The organism is Burkholderia sp. BCC0398 (genome assembly GCF_902833245.1).
Classification (GTDB): Bacteria; Pseudomonadota; Gammaproteobacteria; order Burkholderiales; family Burkholderiaceae; genus Burkholderia; species Burkholderia sola.
On sequence record NZ_CADFEM010000001.1, the window covers coordinates 203,008 to 220,547 of the forward strand.

Annotated in this window: 14 protein-coding genes and 1 pseudogene; 6 read left to right on the top strand and 9 right to left on the bottom strand. The window is 68.2% G+C overall.

What is annotated here, in order from left to right; genetic code table 11:
* Positions 1-171: 171 nt before the first annotated feature.
* The 4 genes from HWX76_RS00840 (at position 172) to ahpF (ending at position 3,957) form a co-directional block, all read left to right on the top strand.
* Positions 172-1,068: a LysR substrate-binding domain-containing protein gene (locus HWX76_RS00840; protein WP_089489261.1), complete on the top strand. Its 897-nt coding sequence runs from the start codon at positions 172-174 to the stop codon at positions 1,066-1,068.
* Positions 1,069-1,183: 115 nt separating this feature from the next.
* Positions 1,184-1,393 (top strand): ribbon-helix-helix protein, CopG family, encoded by a 210-nt coding sequence (locus HWX76_RS00845; RefSeq protein WP_124593766.1) that lies wholly within the window; start codon positions 1,184-1,186, stop codon positions 1,391-1,393.
* 275 nt (positions 1,394-1,668) lie between these two features.
* Positions 1,669-2,232 carry an alkyl hydroperoxide reductase subunit C gene (gene ahpC / locus HWX76_RS00850; RefSeq protein WP_034179823.1) on the top strand — a complete coding sequence of 188 codons (564 nt, stop codon included), beginning with the start codon at positions 1,669-1,671 and terminating at the stop codon, positions 2,230-2,232.
* A 123-nt stretch (positions 2,233-2,355) separates the two neighbouring features.
* A complete protein-coding gene (gene ahpF / locus HWX76_RS00855; RefSeq protein WP_050018013.1) occupies positions 2,356-3,957 on the top strand; it encodes an alkyl hydroperoxide reductase subunit F in 1,602 nt (533 codons plus the stop codon).
* Positions 3,958-4,053: 96 nt separating this feature from the next.
* Here ahpF and HWX76_RS00860 read toward each other — a convergent pair whose 3' ends face one another.
* The 6 genes and pseudogenes from HWX76_RS00860 to HWX76_RS00880 form a co-directional block, all read right to left on the bottom strand.
* Complete coding sequence (locus HWX76_RS00860) at positions 4,054-4,851, bottom strand: extensin (protein WP_176015365.1); 798 nt, start codon at positions 4,849-4,851, stop codon at positions 4,054-4,056.
* A gap of 164 nt (positions 4,852-5,015) precedes the next feature.
* On the bottom strand, positions 5,016-5,915 hold the full coding sequence (lpxO, locus tag HWX76_RS00865) for a lipid A hydroxylase LpxO (RefSeq protein WP_176015366.1): 900 nt from the start codon (positions 5,913-5,915) through the stop codon (positions 5,016-5,018).
* A 199-nt stretch (positions 5,916-6,114) separates the two neighbouring features.
* Positions 6,115-6,669: a carboxymuconolactone decarboxylase family protein gene (locus HWX76_RS00870; RefSeq protein ID WP_050013780.1), complete on the bottom strand. Its 555-nt coding sequence runs from the start codon at positions 6,667-6,669 to the stop codon at positions 6,115-6,117.
* 25 nt (positions 6,670-6,694) lie between these two features.
* The gene (locus HWX76_RS00875) at positions 6,695-8,029 is read right to left on the bottom strand and encodes an aspartate aminotransferase family protein (RefSeq protein ID WP_176015367.1); all 1,335 of its coding nucleotides are present in this window, start codon (positions 8,027-8,029) and stop codon (positions 6,695-6,697) included.
* A gap of 39 nt (positions 8,030-8,068) precedes the next feature.
* Positions 8,069-8,290, bottom strand: a pseudogene (locus HWX76_RS36590) (hypothetical protein); the annotation flags it as partial.
* A 155-nt stretch (positions 8,291-8,445) separates the two neighbouring features.
* The gene (locus tag HWX76_RS00880) at positions 8,446-11,985 is read right to left on the bottom strand and encodes an ABC transporter ATP-binding protein (protein ID WP_176015368.1); all 3,540 of its coding nucleotides are present in this window, start codon (positions 11,983-11,985) and stop codon (positions 8,446-8,448) included.
* A 119-nt stretch (positions 11,986-12,104) separates the two neighbouring features.
* Between HWX76_RS00880 and HWX76_RS00885 the strand changes: the two genes are divergently transcribed.
* A complete protein-coding gene (locus HWX76_RS00885) occupies positions 12,105-13,052 on the top strand; it encodes a LysR family transcriptional regulator (protein ID WP_176015369.1) in 948 nt (315 codons plus the stop codon).
* Positions 13,053-13,100: 48 nt separating this feature from the next.
* Here the strand turns inward: HWX76_RS00885 and HWX76_RS00890 are convergent, their stop codons facing one another.
* Entirely contained in the window at positions 13,101-13,472 is a 372-nt protein-coding gene (locus tag HWX76_RS00890) for an MAPEG family protein (RefSeq protein WP_050013776.1), read from the bottom strand.
* A 313-nt stretch (positions 13,473-13,785) separates the two neighbouring features.
* Here HWX76_RS00890 and alr point away from each other — a divergent pair, with 313 nt between their 5' ends.
* Positions 13,786-14,907, top strand: a complete 1,122-nt coding sequence (gene alr / locus HWX76_RS00895; protein ID WP_050013775.1) for an alanine racemase — start codon at positions 13,786-13,788, stop codon at positions 14,905-14,907.
* 90 nt (positions 14,908-14,997) lie between these two features.
* Here the strand turns inward: alr and HWX76_RS00900 are convergent, their stop codons facing one another.
* The gene (locus HWX76_RS00900) at positions 14,998-15,792 is read right to left on the bottom strand and encodes an enoyl-CoA hydratase (RefSeq protein ID WP_050013774.1); all 795 of its coding nucleotides are present in this window, start codon (positions 15,790-15,792) and stop codon (positions 14,998-15,000) included.
* 188 nt (positions 15,793-15,980) lie between these two features.
* On the bottom strand, positions 15,981-17,408 hold the full coding sequence (locus HWX76_RS00905; RefSeq protein WP_050013773.1) for an MFS transporter: 1,428 nt from the start codon (positions 17,406-17,408) through the stop codon (positions 15,981-15,983).
* Positions 17,409-17,540 lie beyond the last annotated feature (132 nt).

The following is a 17,540-nucleotide window of genomic DNA, read 5'->3' on the forward strand; positions in this document are numbered from 1 at the left end:
GATCGGTCGGCTGGATCTGAAACATGAAAAATATTAAATATTCGACATCCAAACCCCAAATACCCAATTGTTGGATGCTTATGCCGTTCCCGACACATTAACGTATCACCCTGTAAATACGGGATATTTTTGTGTTGTCGCTTACCCTGATTTTTCGATAAAATTCGATACATGAAAAATATAGAACAATTGCCGCACGATCCACCGCTGCGTGCGGTGCGTGCGTTCGAAGCGTTTGCGCGTCTCGGGTCGGTCACCGCGGCGGCCAGCGAGCTCGACATCACGCCGTCGGCGGTCAGCCATCAGCTGCAACTGCTCGACGCGTTCATCCAGACGCCGCTGACGGTACGCGAAGGCCGGCTGCTCGCGCTCACCGACGAGGGACGCGACTACTACCGGTCGATCAGCGCGGCGTTCTCGGTGCTGCGCAGCGCGACGCGCTTCGTGCGCGACCGTTCGTCGCTGCGCCAGATCACCGTCAGCCTGATTCCGCTGCTCGGCATCGGCTGGTTCATCCCGCGGCTGCACGCGTTCCTGGCCGACAACACCGATGTCGACGTCACGGTGCTGTACGCGCATCACCGCAATTACCGAAGCGATGCGTCGGACCTGTCGATCCGTTTCGGCACCGGCGACTGGCCCGGCTATCGCTGCGAGCGGCTGCTGCCGGGCGCGATGGTGCCGATGTGCAGCCCGTCGTTCCTGAAGCGTCACGGGCCGTTCCGCACGCCGGCCGATCTCTCGCGCGCGCCGCTCGTGCACGACGAGGATCGCAGCACGTGGGTCAACTGGCTGCAGGGCGCCGGCGTGCGGCACGTGTCGCACGCGGTGGGGCCGATGTTCGAGGATGGGCAACTCACGCTGAGCGCCGCCCGCGCGGATCTCGGCGCGGCGTTGCTGCGTGCGCCGCTGGTCCAGCGCGAACTGGCGAACGGCGAACTCGTGCAGCTGTTCGATCACGCGCTCGACGACGGGCGCGACTATTACCTGTGCACGCGCGAGGACGCGGACACGCCGGACGGGGCGCGGCGGCTGGCGGCGTGGTTGCGGAAGATGGCGGGGATTTGAGCGGCGCGTGTCCCGCCGACCGAACCGCGAAGCGGTATTCGCTTCGGATCGGCGGCGACCTTGCATTTGCGCAACCGCATATCGATGATGGATGCATCAAGTCATGGAGATTGCAATGCGCACGATCCCGATCGATCTGTCGGATGACCAGCATGCCGCGTTGAGCCTCATCGCAGCGGCCAGGAACCGCTCCCGCGCCGAGATCATCGGCGACGCCATCGACGCCTATATCGCGCGACACGAACACACACTTGTCAACAATGTGTTCGGTCTATGGAAGGGGCGCGAGATCGCCAGCCAGGAGGACCTGCGCTCGGAATGGTGAGTGCACGTACAGCCCTTATCGCCTGAATCACCTTCGGCGCCGTCCGGAACCGATTCGCCGGGAGGCGATCGTCACCAGAAGCCCGCCGTCCGGCCATCGCGGCCCCAGCGTCGCAACTACTCATCCGATGTCCCCCGCCCGCCCCCGCCAATCAAGGGCCGGAAGCAGATAGAAAATCCCGATGCCCCGGATTGAAACAAGCAATTTCACAAGTTCAGGGTGAACCCGGATACTGGCAACACTCCACTCACCCCTGACGAAAAGGAATTGTCCAGATGCCGATCATCAACACCCAAATCAAGCCGTTCAAGGCAACCGCTTACCACAACGGCGAATTCGTGCCCGTCTCGGAAGAGAACTTCAAGGGCAAGTGGTCCGTCGTCGTGTTCTATCCGGCCGACTTCACGTTCGTCTGCCCGACCGAACTGGGCGACCTCGCCGACCGTTACGCGGAATTCCAGAAGCTGGGTGTCGAAATCTACGGCGTGTCGACCGACACGCACTTCACGCACAAGGCCTGGCACGACACGTCGGACACGATCGGCAAGATCAAGTACCCGATGATCGGCGACCCGACGCTCACGCTGTCGCGCAACTTCGACGTGCTGATCGAGGAAGAAGGGATGGCGCTGCGCGGCACGTTCGTGATCAACCCGGAAGGCGAGATCAAGCTGTGCGAAATCCATGACAACGGCATTGGCCGCGACGCAGGCGAACTGCTGCGCAAGGTCCAGGCCGCGCAATACATCGCCGCTCACCCGGGTGAAGTGTGCCCGGCCAAGTGGACGCCGGGCGCGGAAACGCTGACCCCGTCGCTCGACCTGATCGGCAAGATCTAAGGGGCGCAGCGCGCCTCGCACGAGGCGCGCGACACGCGTCACCACGGGCGGCCTCGCGCGGCCCGCGCCCTCCTCCGGCACGACGTGCCCGACCAGCATCATCAATACGGAATCCGAAACGCCATGCTCGACGCCAATCTCAAGAACCAACTCAAAGCGTACCTCGAAAAGATCACGCGCCCGATCGAACTCGTCGCCTCGCTCGACGACAGCGCGAAATCGCAGGAACTGCTGGCGCTGCTGAACGAGATTGCGTCGCTGACGGATCGCGTGACCGTGGCCGAACGCCGCGACGACGCCGAGCGCAAGCCGTCGTTCTCGATCGGCGAACCCGGCAAGCCGGCCGGCATCCGCTTCGCCGGCATCCCGATGGGCCATGAATTCACGTCGCTCGTGCTCGCGCTGCTGCAGACGGGCGGTCATCCGATCAAGCTCGACGACGACGTGATCGAACAGATTCGCGCGCTCGACGGCGACTACGCATTCGAAACGTATTTCTCGCTGTCGTGCCAGAACTGCCCCGAAGTCGTGCAGGCGCTGAACGTGATGTCGCTGATCAACCCGCGCATCCGCCACGTCGCGATCGACGGCGCGCTGTTCCAGGATGAAGTCGAATCGCGCCAGATCATGGCCGTGCCGACGATGTTCCTGAACGGTGCATCGTTCGGCCAGGGCCGCAGCAGCGTGAAGGAAATCCTCGCGAAGCTCGACACGGGCGCCAGCGAACGCGCGGCGAAGTCGCTCGAAAACAAGCCGGTGTTCGACACGCTGATCGTCGGCGGCGGCCCGGCAGGCGCGGCCGCGGCGATCTACTCGGCACGCAAGGGCATCGCGACGGGTGTCGTGGCCGAGCGTTTCGGCGGCCAGGTGCTGGACACGATGGCGATCGAGAATTTCGTGTCGGTGCAGGAAACCGAAGGGCCGAAGTTCGCGACCGCACTCGAACAGCACGTGAAGCAATACGACGTCGACATCATGGACGTGCAGCGCGCCGACGCGCTGATTCCCGGCGACGTGCACCAGATCCGCCTCGCGAACGGCGCGGTGCTGAAAGCGAAGACGATCGTCCTCGCGACCGGCGCACGCTGGCGCGAAATCAACGTGCCGGGCGAGCGTGAATACCGCAACCGCGGGGTCGCGTACTGCCCGCACTGCGACGGCCCGCTGTTCAAGGGCAAGCGCGTCGCGGTGGTCGGCGGCGGCAACTCGGGCGTCGAGGCCGCGATCGACCTCGCCGGCATCGTGAAGGCAGTCACGCTGATCGAATTCGGCACGCAACTGCGCGCGGACGAGGTGCTGCAGCGCAAGCTGCGCAGCCTGCCGAACGTGACGATCGTCACGCAGGCGCAGACGACCGAGCTGACTGGCGACGGCAGCAAGCTGAACGGGCTCGTGTACAAGGATCTGCGCTCGGGCGACACGCAGCGCATCGAGCTCGAAGGCGTGTTCGTGCAGATCGGCCTCGTGCCGAACACCGAATGGCTGAAAGGCACGGTCGAACTGTCGAAGCACGGCGAGATCGTCGTCGATGCGCGCGGCGCGACGTCGGTGCCGGGCGTGTTCGCGGCCGGCGACGTGACGACGGTGCCGTTCAAGCAGATCGTGATCGCGGTCGGCGAAGGCGCGAAGGCGTCGCTCGGCGCGTTCGACCACCTGATCCGGCAGGACGTGGCCGCGCCCGTGACGACCGCTCAGCCGCAAGCCGAGGAAGCGGTCGCCGCCTGACGGACGTCAGCCCCGACGACATTAAGGTTTGTCTCTCTTGGCCCCGCATGCTTTGGTCGGCGTGCGGGGCGCTTTTTATGCCGAAGGCGTTCGCGGTTACTTGGTCGCGCTCGGGCCGCCGTCCGCCGGCGCAGGCGCCGTCGACTTGAAACTGCTCGACTGCCTGACCAGTTGCTCGGTCATCGCGGCCGCCACCGGATTCGCGCCGGACGACCCACTCCCCTGCCGGTACGAACCGGTGCTCGCCGGCATCGAAGAGATCGACGACATCGACGGCGGCGGCAACGACGGATCGAGCTTCGCCGATTCCCTGACGAGCGCGGCGGTCTCCGGCGTTTCGGATTTCGTCGCGGCCGGCGGCGCGGCGGTGGCGTGGCGTTCGAGGCCGTCGCGCTTGCGCGGCGCGCGCTGCGTGACCTGCGCGGGTGGCATGGACTGAGCGGATTTCGCGGCCGGTGCCGGTGCCGGTGCCGGTGGGGTCGAATCCTGCGCATCCACCGTTACGACATTGACCTTCGGCGGCGGCGCAGCGGGCTTCGTCACGAGTTGCGGCTTGTCGCTGACGACCGGGACCGCGGGGGCCGGCGCAGGCGCGGCGGCGACGCGCGCGGTCGGGGCCGGCGCGGGTGTTGGTGCGGCTGGTGCTGTGGGTGCCGCGACAGCCGCCTGTTTCGGTACTGTCGCAGCAGCCGGCGCCGGCGCCGGCGGCGCGATCGCGCCCTGCACCGCGTGATCGCTGCCCGCGGACGCCGCGGCAACGGGTGCGGCCGAATCGGCGATGCCGGCGTCTTCGATCGCACGGTGGTCCGCGCGCAGGAGCATCACGTACGCGGTGCCGGCCGCGGCGACCAGGAGCCCGCCGGCGATCATCATGGTTTTACGGGTACTCGTCATGCTTGCTCACCGACCTATCGATGTGAACAAGCCATCATACGCGGCCAATGCACGTTGATCTCGCACGAATACATTTGGTTGCATTGACGGCGGCGCAAGGCCGTCGGCCCGTGCGAGGCCGCGCTATCGTCAGACGGAAAGCAACCGCCCACTCTCGCCCGTCGTCAGATCCAGAAAATCGCGACCGCGATCCCGCCGAACAGCAGCCACTTGACGATGTAGTACACGGTGCGATTCCACGCCTTCAGCCGCTTGCCGGCGCGGCGAATCGCATACAGGTACCGGAACGCGCGATTGAGCCCGCCCGTGCGATCGCCGGTTTCGTTCGGCGATGCGGCCGCGCGCATCAGCAGTTGCCCGACCGCATCGTTGACGCGCTGCGCCCAGCGATATTTCATCGGGCGCGCGACGTCGCAGAACAGGATCACGCGATCGTGCGCGGTGCGGTTTTCGGCCCAGTGCAGGTACGTCTCGTCGAACATCACGGCGTCGCCGTCGCGCCACGCGTACGCTTCGCCGTCGACGACGATCCGGCACGCATCGTCGTTCGGCGTATCGAGCCCGAGGTGATAGCGCAGCGAGCCCGCATACGGATCGCGATGCAGGCCGAGCTTCCCGCCCGGCGGCAACTGCGCGAACATCGCCGCCTTGATCGACGGCATCTGCGACAGGATCTCGACCGAGCGCGGACACAACGCCTGCGCGGACGGATGCGGCGCGTCGTACCACTTCAGGTAGAACCGCTTCCAGCCGCGGCGAAAGAACGAATTGAAGCCGATGTCGTTGTACTCGCCCGACGCCTTGATCCGGCTCGCGTCGCGCAACGCGAGCGCTTCGCGGCGAAACGTGCGCCATTCGCGCTGCAGCACCGCGAGCTCCGGAAAATGATCGGTGTCGAGAAACGGCGTGGTCGGCACCGACGAGAACGCGTACGAAAAGCAGTTCAGCGGTGCGGTAAAGGTCGAGTGGTCGGATAGTTGCCTGAACAACCGGTGCCGAACCTTGCCGCGCCGATGCGTGTACGCGACGCACACAATGAACACGATCAACAGGACCCAGCGCATCGATATTTCCCCCGTAGCTCTTTCGAAGAAATTCTAGAGACGGGGAAAATTTCCTGCTCTGACGGTGCAGTCGTGCGGTGTACGTCTTACAACGCGGCGAGATAGCCGACCGATCCGTGCCGAAACGCCCGCGTATACGGGCTTTTCCGGCAATCTGCATGCATGCGCGGCAGGCTACCGACGCACGCACCCGCGGCGATTATTCCGGAAACGGCAAATCAGTTTGTCCGTCTGCGCGCATACCGAACGTGTTGAGCGTCATCGCGACGAGCGCGTAATAGCCGAGCAGCGCGACGAGATTCACCACGGTCTCGTGGCCGAAGCGCGCCTGCGCACGCGCGAACGTCGCATCGCTCACGCGCTTCGTGTCGTACAGCTCGGTGGCAAACGCATGGATCAGCGCGTCGTCGTCCGATTCGAATGCGGGCGCGACGCCCAGCCGGATCGCGTCGGCCGTCGCGGCCGGCACGCCGGCCTCGAGCGCGATCGGATGATGGATGTGCCACTCGGCCTGCGAGCGCCAGCGCGCGGCCGTCACTAGAATCGCGAGTTCCGACAGGCGCAGCGGCAGCCCGGTGCGATAGCGGCAGAACGCGCCGAGCTTCTGCGCGTGCTGGGCCAGTTCGGGGCTCGCGATCCAGCCGAGGAACGGCCCGTTCAGATTGCCGCGCGGGCCGCTGAGAATGTCGGCGAGCACGGCCTTCTGTTCGTCGGTGGCCGACGCCGGATCGAAAGGAGGCAGTCTGTCTGTCATGGTGAGGAATCATTGAGGTCGGGGTTTACGCGCCGGCCGACGCGAGCGCCGCGCCGATCGCGCCGGACAGCCGCTCGACGATCGTGTCGATCTGCTGCGCGGTACAGACGAACGGCGGCGCGATCAGGATGTGATCGCCGTGCACGCCGTCGATCGTGCCACCCATCGGATACACCATCAACCCGCGCTGCATCGCTTCGCGCTTGACCGCCGCATGCAGCTTCAGCGCGGGGTCGAACGTCGCCTTGGTGTCGCGATCGCGCACGAGTTCGACGCCGACGAACAACCCGCGACCACGCACGTCGCCGACATGCGGATGCGCGCCGTAGTGCTCGCGCAACGACGCACGCAACTGCTCGCCGCGCGCCTTCACGTTGTCGAGCAGCTTCTCTTCCGCAATCACGCGCTGCACTTCGAGCGCGGCCGCGCACGCGGTCGCGTGGCCGAGGTACGTGTGACCATGCTGGAAGAAGCCGGAGCCGTCGACGATCGTGCGATAGATGCGGTCGCTGACGAGCGTCGCCCCGATCGGCTGGTAGCCCGCACCGAGCCCTTTCGCGATCGTCAGCAGATCGGGCGCGACACCGTCTTCGTCGCACGCATACAGGTAACCCGTGCGCCCCATCCCCGACATGATCTCGTCGAGGATCAGCAGCACGCCGTACTTGTCGCACACCGCGCGAATCTTCTTCAGGTACGTGCGCACCGGCGGCACCGCGCCGGCCGTCGCGCCGACCACCGTTTCCGCGACGAACGCCGCGACGTTTTCCGCGCCGAGTTCGACGATCTTCCGTTCGAGCTCGTCGGCGAGGCGCTGCGCGTACGCTTCGTCGGTTTCACCAGCCTGCTGGTCGCGGTACGCATAGCACGGGCTCACGTGGTGCGCTTCGATCAGCAGCGGCAGGAACGGCTCGCGCCGCCATGCGTTGCCGCCGATCGCGAGCGCGCCGAGCGTATTGCCGTGATAGCTCTGGCGCCGGGCGATGAAATGACGGCGCTGCGGCTCGCCCTTCTCGACGAAATACTGGCGCGCGAGCTTCAGCGCGGCCTCGATCGCCTCGGAGCCGCCCGACACGAAATACACGTGGTCGAGCCCGGCCGGCGCGGCGTCGACGAGCCGGTCGGCCAGTTCCTCGGCCACTTCCGTCGTGAAGAACGACGTATGCGCGTAGGGCAATTGCTGCACCTGCCGCTTGATCGCGTCGATCACGCGCTGGTTGCTGTGACCGAGACACGATACGGCCGCGCCGCCGCACGCGTCGATATAGCGTTTGCCGGTCGAATCGATGATCTCGATGCCGTCGCCTGCGACGGCAACGGGCAAGGTGGCGCACGGGGCGCGATGGAAAACGGTCGTCATGCGTGGCCTCATGGATCAGGATGTGTGCGGCGCGTGCCCGGACGGCCATCCGACGCCAGCCGCGATCCCGTCCAGTTCCGCGACGAGACCGCGGTATGCGGCGAGCGCAGCCTGCCGCAGCGCATCGACGAACGGACGGCCGCGCCGGCGGCGCACGGCCTGCCATGCGTCGCTCTACTGCATGTACGCGTCGCATACCGGGCGGGCGAGCTCGCCCAGGCGCACGCGGATGTCGTGCAATAGGATCAATTCGGCCGCCATGCAGCGTGCGCCCGATTGGCCGGCCCCGTCAAACGATGTCGGGACGCACGCGGCCAGACGTTCGCAACGCACGATGACGAATTAGACAATGACGCAACATATGTTGTCAATAGCCCGCGATCGACAACACCGGATGCGGCCGGCACACCGCGCGGTCACGCCGCGACCCCGCTCGCCTGATGCGACACGAGCCGCGCATACGCGCCCTGCCGCGCCATCAGCTCCCCGTGGCGGCCGGCCTCGATCACGGCACCGTGCTCGATCACGAGGATCAGGTCGGCATGGCGCACGGTCGACAGGCGGTGCGCGATGATGATCGACGTGCGTTGCGTCATCAGGTCCTCCAGCGCCGCGCGGATCTGCTGTTCGCTGATCGTGTCGAGGTGCGACGTCGCCTCGTCGAGGATCAGCACCGGCGCATCCTTCAGGAACGCGCGCGCGATCGCCACGCGCTGACGCTGGCCGCCCGACAACTGCACGCCGCGCTCGCCGACGCGCGTCGCGAGGCCGTCCGGCAGCCGCGCGACGAAGTCGCCGAGCGCCGCGTGGTCGATCGCGCGCCGCACGTCCGCGTCGGACGCGTCGCTCGCCGCGAGCCGGATGTTCGCTTCGAGCGTGTCGTTGAACAGGTAGGTATCCTGCGCAACGAGCGCGATGTGCTGCCGCAGATCGTCGAGCCGCAGGTCGCGCAGGTCGACGCCGCCGAGCGTCACGCGGCCCTGCTGCGGATCCCAGAAGCGCAGCAGCAGACTCGCGATCGTCGACTTGCCGGCGCCCGATGCGCCGACCAGCGCGACCGTGCTGCCGGCCGGCACCTCGAAGCTCACGCGGTCGATCGCGGGCACGCTGCGCCCCGGATACGTGAACGACGCCGCGTCGAACCGCACCGCCGAATTTCCCGGCATCGCGTGCGTGCCGTCCGTCACCGTCACGGGCTCCTTCTCCAGCGCGCGCAAGCGGCGCGTCGACGCGATCGTGTCGGCAAGCTGGCGCGCGACCTGCCCGATCTCGGCCACCGGCATGAACGCGGCCACCGCGACCAGCACCAGCAGCGGCAACGACTCGCGCGGAAACCCGCCGCGAGCGCACCACCACGCACCGAGCGCCGCGACGGCCAGCCCGCCGAGCCCGCTCGCGACTTCCAGCGCGGCGCTTTGCATCGACAGATCGTCGAGCAGCTTCGCGCGCTGCCGGCGGTACGCATCGACTTCGGCCACGAACGCCGCGCGCCGGCGCGCGATCGCCTCGAACGCGGTGAGTTCCGCGAGCCCCTGGATCGTTTCGGTCAGATGCGCGCCGAGCTGGCCGAGCGCGTCGCGCGCGCCGGTGCCGAGCCGGTCGACGTCGCGCCGGGCCAGCACGGGCGCGAGCCCGGCCCACAGCAGGAACGGCAGCAGCACCAGCGCGAGCGGCCACGCGACCGACGCGAGCAACACCAGCACCCCGGCCGGCACGAGCACCGCGACGAACGCGGGTGCGAGCGTATGCGCGTAGAAATACTCGACGGTCTCGACGTCCTGCGTCGCGAGCGCCACGAGATCGCCGGAGCGGCGGCGCAGCAGCCCGGCCGGCGCGAGCCGTTCGAGCGTCGCGAACAGCGCGATGCGCATTTCCGCGAGCAGCCGGTACGCCATGTCGTGTGCGAGCCACGATTCGAGCCAGTGCAGCACGGCCGCGACCGGCGCGATCACGAGCAGCGCGGCCACTAGCCCGGTGCCGACATGGCCGGTCGGTACCGCGCCGACCACCCATGCGCCGATCACACCCACACCGATGAACGCGAGCACGCGGCCGATCCCGAACAGCACGGTGAGCACGACCTTGCCCTTCCACGGACGCACGAAGCGCAGCAGCGTCTGCAACGTCTCCGGCCAGCCGATGATCGCCGCGTCGTCGTTCAGCGGCCGCACCTGCGGGCCCGACGACGCGCGCGCGGTCGCGCCGGCCGCCGCCGCCACGCCGACGGTTTCGGCGACCGCTTCCAGCTGCGGCCCCATCAGCCGTCGATACGGGCCGTCGCGCGCGATCAGCGCCGCATGCGTCCCTTCGTCGACGACCTGCCCCTGGTCGAGCACCAGGATGCGATCGGCGCCGATCACGCTGGACAGCCGGTGCGCGAGCACGAGCGTCGTCCGCCCGCGCGTGAGCCGGTCGAGCGCCTGCTGGATCAGTGCTTCGTTCTCCGCATCGACCGACGACAGCGCCTCGTCGAGCAACAGGATCGGCGCGTCGCGCAGCAGCGCGCGGGCAATCGCGATCCGCTGGCGCTGGCCGCCCGACAGCATCAGCCCGCGTTCGCCGATGCGCGTCGCATAGCCGTCGGGCAGCGACGAGATGAAATCGTGCGCGTTGGCCGCGCGCGCGGCGGCGATCATGTCCGCGTCGCTCGCGTCCGGGCGGCCGAGCCGCAGGTTGTCGGCGACGCTGCCGTCGAACAGCGTCGCATCCTGCGCGACGACCGCGATCATCTCGCGCACCTGGTCGGCATCGAGCGTGCGCACGTCGTGGCCGCCGATCCGGACCGCACCGCCCTGCGCGTCGTGCTGGCGCAGCAGCAGCCGCACGATGGTCGACTTGCCGGCCCCGCTCGGCCCGACGATCGCGACCGTCTCGCCCTCGCGCACCGTGAAGCTCAGCGCCGCATGCGCGTCCGCGCGGCGCCCCGGATACGCGAAGCTGACGTCGTCGAACACGATCTCCGGCCGCAGGCCCGCTACGCGCGGCGCGTCGACGGAACGCGCATGATCGCCCGCGTCGAGCAGCGCATGGACCGCATTCGCCGCCGACTGGCCGATCATCCCCTGATGCAGCACCGCGCGCAGGTCGCGCAGCGGCCGGAAGATCTCGCTGCCGGCCATCAGCACGATCAGCAGCGCTTCGAGGCTCATGTCGCCGTGCTGCACGCGCCACGCGCCCACCGCGATCGCCGCGGCCGCGCCGAGGCCGGTGCCGAGATCCGTGAAGAGCCGCGTCAGCAGCCCGAGCGCGAGCACCCAGAACGTGCTGTCCGACAGCGCGCGCGCCTTCGCGGCCAGCTTCGCGCCGAACGCGGTGCTCTGCCCGAATGCCTTCAGCGTCGGCAGGCCCTGCACCGCGTCGAGAAACTCCTCGCCGAACGCCTTGAACGCGGTCGAACGCGCGAGCGCCGCGCGCTTGTCGGCGCGATGCACGAGTTGCGGCAGCGCGAGCGTGACGAGCGCCGCGACCAGCAGGATCGCGGCCGTCGGCACATCCCACCACGCGAGCACCGCGAAGATCATGACCGGCGCGCACGCGGCGATCGCGAGCTGCGGCAGGTAGACGCCGAAGAAGGTCTGCAACTGCTCGACGCCGTCGACGACGGCCAGCATCACGCCGCCCGTGCGTTCGCCGCTGAACCACGCGGGGCCGAGCGCGGCGATCCGGTCGAACAGCCGCGCGCGCAGCGTCGCCTGCACGCGGCCCGCCGTCTGCTGCGCGAGCACCGTGCGGCGATGGTCGAGCCATGCGCGCAGCAGCACGCAAGCCGCCGTTGCGGCGACGGCCTCGCCGATGCCGCGCGCCGGCGCGCCGGAAAACACCAGCGCCAGCACGCGGCCGAGAAACACGAAGCGCAGGATGCCGACACCCATCGCGAGCAGCCCGAGCGCGACGGCCGCCGCCACGCGCCAGCGCAGTCCCGCCATCATTGCCCATAGTCGTCGGTCGAAATACATGCAGCCCTCCGGTCGGTGTTTCGTTGCGTTTTTATTGACCGGATCGAGGCTACCCGCGCCGCTCGCGCGCGGCAAAAGATGATTTTTCAACGGGTGTTGAGTCAACTACAATACCCCGCATGTCGCACCTTCCTCCCCTCAGCGCACTGCGTGCTTTCGAGGCGGCCGTCCGCCTCGGCGGGTTCGCGCGCGCGGCGGCCGAGTTGAACGTGTCGACCAGCGCGGTCAGCCACCAGATCCGTTCGCTGGAGGAATCGCTCGGCGCGCGGCTGCTCGAACGCAGCACGGGGCTCGGCGGCATCGGCCTCACGCCGGCCGGCGCGCGGCTGCTGCCGGCGGTCGGCGATGCGCTGTCGCGTCTGACCGACGCGTGCGCCGAGATTCGCGGCACCGCACAACGGCTCACCGTGTCCGCCAACGCGCCGTTTTCGTCGATGTGGCTCGCGCGCCGTCTCGCGGAATTCTCGTCGCTGCATCCCGACACCCCGCTGCATGCGGTCGTGCTCGACGACGAGCCGGATTTCGCGCGCAGCAGCGTCGATCTGGCGATCGTGCACGTGCCCGTGCATCGGCTGCGCGCAGACGACGACGTGCTGATCCGGGAAACCGTGTTTCCGGTCTGCAGCCCCGAACTGTTTCCGTACGCATCGGAGCACGTCTGCCGCTCGCGGCTGCTGCAGGAGATGCACGAGGACAGCCCCGAGATCGACTGGCGCAACTGGGCCGTGCACTTCGGCTTGCCGGACGACTTCGACACGAAGATCGTCCGCTACAGCAGCTTCAGCCAGGTGATCGGCGCGGCCGTCGGCGGCGCGGGCATCGCGCTCGGCCGCGTGCCGCTGATCGAGCCCGAACTGCGCAGCGGGCGCCTGGTGCCGCTGGTGCCGGGTCTCGCACGCGATGCGTCATGGCGCTTCGTGCTGCGCCGCCATCCGTCGACGCGGCACCGGCTGCTCGATCCGTTGATCGCGTTCCTGCGCAGCGAAGCGGACGCGCCGCCGTTCGTGTCGAAGATCGTTGCGCCCGCATCCAATGACAGTCACGCACGAGGCGCGGGCGGCGCCTGACGAGCGCCCGCACGCAATGCCGGCGGCGCGTTGCCCGTGGGCGGCCGCTTACGGCGTCGCGAAGAACAGCCCGACGACGCACGCCATGCCGCCGAACCATACGAGCGAACGCAGCGACGCCCAGTTCAGCAGGTACATCAGCGCATAGACGACGCGGATCGCGACGAACGCGATCGCGAGCTGGTCGACGCGATGCACGTTCGCGCCGTTGTGCCACGCCACCAGCAGCGCGACCGCGAACAGCGCGAGCGCTTCCCATGAATTCTGATGCGCGGCCTGCGCGCGGGCGCGCCAGCCTTCGAGCTTCGCCAGGTAGTCGCGCGGCGTACGGTTGTCGTAACCCTTGCGGGCCTTGGCGAGAAACGTCATCGGGAACGGCAACAGCGCCACGATGAACAGGCACAGCTGGGACGTCGTCATCAAAGTCTCCTCCGTTATGATTACATTGATCAATGACAAGATCGCCGAGAGCTTAGCATTGCGCCGTGCCGTTCGCGCACGGGTTTTCTAGACGGGAGACTCGGCCGCACACGCCGCGGATGACGGCGCCCGGCCCGCGCCGCCGCCAAAATTTCCACCAAATCGTCGATAAATACGTTAATTAAAACTGGTCGAACACCCATAACATAGCGCTCAACACTGGCTTGACGCGCCCCGCGCGCGGCCAGCCCCGGCCAGCCCCTTTTCCCCCGCGCTACCCTGCGCCGAACGACATCCGACCCGAGCCCTTGCCATGCCCCGTCCCATCGTCGCCCATATCCGCCCCGACGCCGTTCGCCACAACCTCGACTTCATCCGCCGCACCGTCGCGCCATCGCGCGTGTGGGCCGTGATCAAGGCCAACGCGTACGGCCACGGCATCGAACGGATCTACCCGGGCCTCGCGGCCGCCGACGGCATCGCGCTGCTCGATCTCGACGAAGCCGTGCGCGTGCGCGAGCTCGGCTGGGACAAGCCCGTGCTGCTGCTCGAAGGCGTCTTCGAACCGGCCGACGTCGAGCTGGCCGATCGCCATCGGCTGACGGTCGCCGTGCACTGCGACGAACAGCTCGACCTGCTGATCGCCGCGAAGCCGCGGCAGCCGATCGACATCCAGTTGAAGATGAATTCCGGCATGAACCGGCTCGGCTACCGGCCGGCCGTGTTCCGCGCCGCGTGGGAACGCGCGGCGAGCGCGCCGTCGATCGGCAAGATCACGCTGATGATGCATTTCGCGAACGCCGACGAAGGCGAAGTCGATTGGCAGCTCGACCAGTTCGACGCGACCACGGCCGGGATTCCGGGCGAGCGCTCAGTGTCGAATTCGGCGGCCGTGCTGTGGCATCCGCGCGCGCACCGCGACTGGGTGCGGCCCGGCACGATCCTGTACGGTGCGTCGCCGACCGGCGCGGCGCGGGATATCGCCGACACGCCGCTGACGGCCGCGATGACGCTGACCAGCAAGATCATCGGCGTGCAGACGCTCGCGCCCGACGAAACGGTCGGCTACGGCCGCCGCTTCACGGCCGACCGGCCGATGCGGATCGGCGTCGTCGCGTGCGGCTACGCGGACGGCTATCCGCGCCACGCGCCGACCGGCACGCCGATCGCAGTGGACGGCGTGATGACGCGCGTCGTCGGCCGCGTGTCGATGGACATGCTGACCGTCGACCTGACGCCGTGCCCGAACGCGGGCATCGGCTCGAGCGTCGAGCTGTGGGGCGACCAGGTGAAGGTGGACGATGTCGCGGAAGCCAGCGGCACGATCGGCTACGAGCTGATGTGCGCGCTCGCGCGCCGCGTGCCGGTCGTGATCGTGCCGCCCGGCGCGTCGACCGTGCAACCGGCGCTGCGCACGGGGAGCTACGGACGCTGACCGGAGGCGCTGCGGCGGGGCGTCACGTCGTAGCGCGTTGCACCCACCGTCGGGGAGACAACGCGGTCCCTGCCCACCTCCGTCACCGCATCACGAACGCCACGTCGGCTTGCGCTTCTCGAGGAATGCGTCGATCCCCTCGCCCGCATCCTCTTCCATCATGTTGCGCGCCATCGCGTCGCCCGCGTACGCATACGCTTCGTCGAGCGGCAACTCGCGCTGACGATAGAACATCTGCTTGCCGACCCGCACCGCGGCCGGACTCTTCGCGACGATCTCCGCGACCTTGCGCGCGACGGCCGCATCGAGCGCGTCCTCGGGCACGGCTTCGTTGACGAGCCCCCACGCGGCGGCCGTCGCCGCATCGACGAAACGGCCGGTCACCAGCATGTCGAACGCGCGCTTGGCCGCGACGTTGCGGCTCAACGCGACGGCCGGCGTCGAGCAGAACAGCCCGACATTGATGCCCGACACCGCGAAGCGCGCGGTATCGGCCGCGATCGCGAGGTCGCATGCCGCGACGAGCTGGCAGCCGGCCGCCGTCGCGATGCCATGCACGCGCGCGATCACCGGCACCGGCAACGCGCGCATCGCGAGCATCACGCGGCTGCACTGCGCGAACAGCGTGCGGTAGTAGTCGAGTTCGGGCTTGCCGCGCATCTGCCGCAAGTCGTGGCCGGCGCAGAACGCCTTGCCTTCGGCCGCCAGCACGACGCAGCGCACGTGCGGATCGGCGGCCAGCGTATCGAAGGCATCGTGCAAAGCCGAGAGCATCGCTTCGGACAACGCGTTGAACTGCTGCGGGCGATTCAGGCGCAGCGTGACGACGCCGTCGTGCGCGTCGCGCAGCAGGATCGGCTCGGCTGTCTCGTGAATGGGTTCCATGGTGTTCCGCTTGACGGGTTCGGCAGGTTTCGATGCAACGCGACCGGGCGAAACGCTTATCCGTCCGTTCGCGGCATCGTCACGAAATGGTCCTCCACATTCCGCACGGCGTCCAGCCGCGGTGCCGCACGCGCACGCGCATGCGTGGCGGTCAGCCGGCCATGCGCAACGCCCGTGCCCGTCTCGCGTCAACGGCGTCGTTGCGCGGCGTCCGCGCGGCCTGCCGTCCTCGCGGCCAGCGCGGCGATCGCATAGGCGACGCAGCCGAGCGCCGCGACCGCCCACAGCGCATCGGTCAGATCCGGCAACAGTATCGTCGCGGCGCCTGCCACGGCCACGCCGAGCAGGCTGCCGGCCTGACGTGCCGCGTTGAGGAACCCGGATGCCACGCCCGCCGCGTCGGCAGGCACCTGTTCGAGCACCGTCGCGATCATCGGCGCGACCGACAACGCGGTCCCGGTGCCGAAGGCGGCCATGGCGATCCAGACCACCGGCCACCGCGCATGCAGCGCGAGCGCAAGCGCGATCGCCGGAATGGCCAGCGCGGCCATCGCAAGACCGTTCGCCATCAGCGTGACCGGACGAACGCGGCCATGCAGTTTTCCCGACAGCAGATTGCCGAGCGACAGACTCAGCGCGAACGGCAGCAGCGTCAGCCCGATTTGCCGCGCGCTCATGCCGAAGCGCCCGTGCAGGTACAGGCTCAACACGAACAGCAACCCGAAGTAGCCGACATAGACGAGACTGCCCATCAGGTTCATCGCGACGAACACGCGATTGCGAAACCACGCGAGCGGCACCATCGGATGGCGCGCACGCCGCTCGACGACGACCAGTACCCCGGCGGCGAGCGCGGCGATCAGCAATGCGGCGCGGACCTCCGTGGCGCCGGCGCCGCGGGTCGGCAATTCGATCACCGCGAAACATAGCGCGCCGAGCGCCGCCGCACCGACGCACTGGCCGGCCCAGTCGAAGTGGCGCACATCCCGCGCGACCGATGCGCGAACGAGCGCCGCCGCGCCGGCAAACGCGACCGCGCCGGTCGGCACGTTGATCAGGAACGCGCTGCGCCAGCCCAAATCGTCGACGAGGATGCCGCCCAGCACCGGCCCCACCGCGACCGCGACCGACGCGATGCCGGCCCACACCGCGATTGCCCGCGCGCGCTCGGCCGGCACGTCGAACGTGCTGCGTACGATCGCGAGCGATGCGGGCAAAAAGAGCGCGGCACCCATGCCCTGCACGAAGCGCGCGGCCACGAGGATCGCCACCGACGACGCGACGCCGCACGCCGCCGATGCGCCGACGAACAGCGCCAATCCGGCAAGGTACACGCGCTTCGCGCCGAACCGGTCGGACAGCGCACCGCCCGCGAGGATCAGCGCGGCGAAGCTGAGCGTATAGGCGTCGACGATCCACGCGAGTTCCGCGACCGTCGCGCCGAGGCTCGTGCGCATCGCCGGCAGCGCGACGTTGACGATCGTCGAATCGAGCACCGCCATGAACATGCCGACCGCGACGAGCGCGAGCGTCAGGCGCTGCTCGCGCTTCGTCGCGCGGCTCGGGGCCGCCACAGCGAGGGGAACGGGGACGGAAACGGAACGGCAATCGGACATGACACCTCCATGCGGATGCCGGAAGTCTAGGACCGGGCGCGCGATGCGGAAAAGTGATAATTTCGCATTTCCCCGATGCAGATTTGCATCACCGTTTCCCGTCCGTCGCCGCCTGCCCGATGACACAATCAG

Bases quoted from the DNA above. Each gene is read 5' to 3' on its own strand.
- HWX76_RS00900 (WP_050013774.1), bottom strand. From the start codon at position 15,792: ATGGAACCCATTCACGAGACAGCCGAGCCGATCCTGCTGCGCGACGCG.
- alr (WP_050013775.1), top strand. From the start codon at position 13,786: ATGCCCCGTCCCATCGTCGCCCATATCCGCCCCGACGCCGTTCGCCAC.
- HWX76_RS00840 (WP_089489261.1), top strand. From the start codon at position 172: ATGAAAAATATAGAACAATTGCCGCACGATCCACCGCTGCGTGCGGTG.
- HWX76_RS00880 (WP_176015368.1), bottom strand. From the start codon at position 11,985: ATGTATTTCGACCGACGACTATGGGCAATGATGGCGGGACTGCGCTGG.
- lpxO (WP_176015366.1), bottom strand. From the start codon at position 5,915: ATGCGCTGGGTCCTGTTGATCGTGTTCATTGTGTGCGTCGCGTACACG.
- ahpC (WP_034179823.1), top strand. From the start codon at position 1,669: ATGCCGATCATCAACACCCAAATCAAGCCGTTCAAGGCAACCGCTTAC.
- HWX76_RS00845 (WP_124593766.1), top strand. From the start codon at position 1,184: ATGCGCACGATCCCGATCGATCTGTCGGATGACCAGCATGCCGCGTTG.
- HWX76_RS00905 (WP_050013773.1), bottom strand. From the start codon at position 17,408: ATGTCCGATTGCCGTTCCGTTTCCGTCCCCGTTCCCCTCGCTGTGGCG.
- HWX76_RS00885 (WP_176015369.1), top strand. From the start codon at position 12,105: ATGTCGCACCTTCCTCCCCTCAGCGCACTGCGTGCTTTCGAGGCGGCC.
- HWX76_RS00875 (WP_176015367.1), bottom strand. From the start codon at position 8,029: ATGACGACCGTTTTCCATCGCGCCCCGTGCGCCACCTTGCCCGTTGCC.
- ahpF (WP_050018013.1), top strand. From the start codon at position 2,356: ATGCTCGACGCCAATCTCAAGAACCAACTCAAAGCGTACCTCGAAAAG.
- HWX76_RS00870 (WP_050013780.1), bottom strand. From the start codon at position 6,669: ATGACAGACAGACTGCCTCCTTTCGATCCGGCGTCGGCCACCGACGAA.
- HWX76_RS00890 (WP_050013776.1), bottom strand. From the start codon at position 13,472: ATGACGACGTCCCAGCTGTGCCTGTTCATCGTGGCGCTGTTGCCGTTC.
- HWX76_RS00860 (WP_176015365.1), bottom strand. From the start codon at position 4,851: ATGACGAGTACCCGTAAAACCATGATGATCGCCGGCGGGCTCCTGGTC.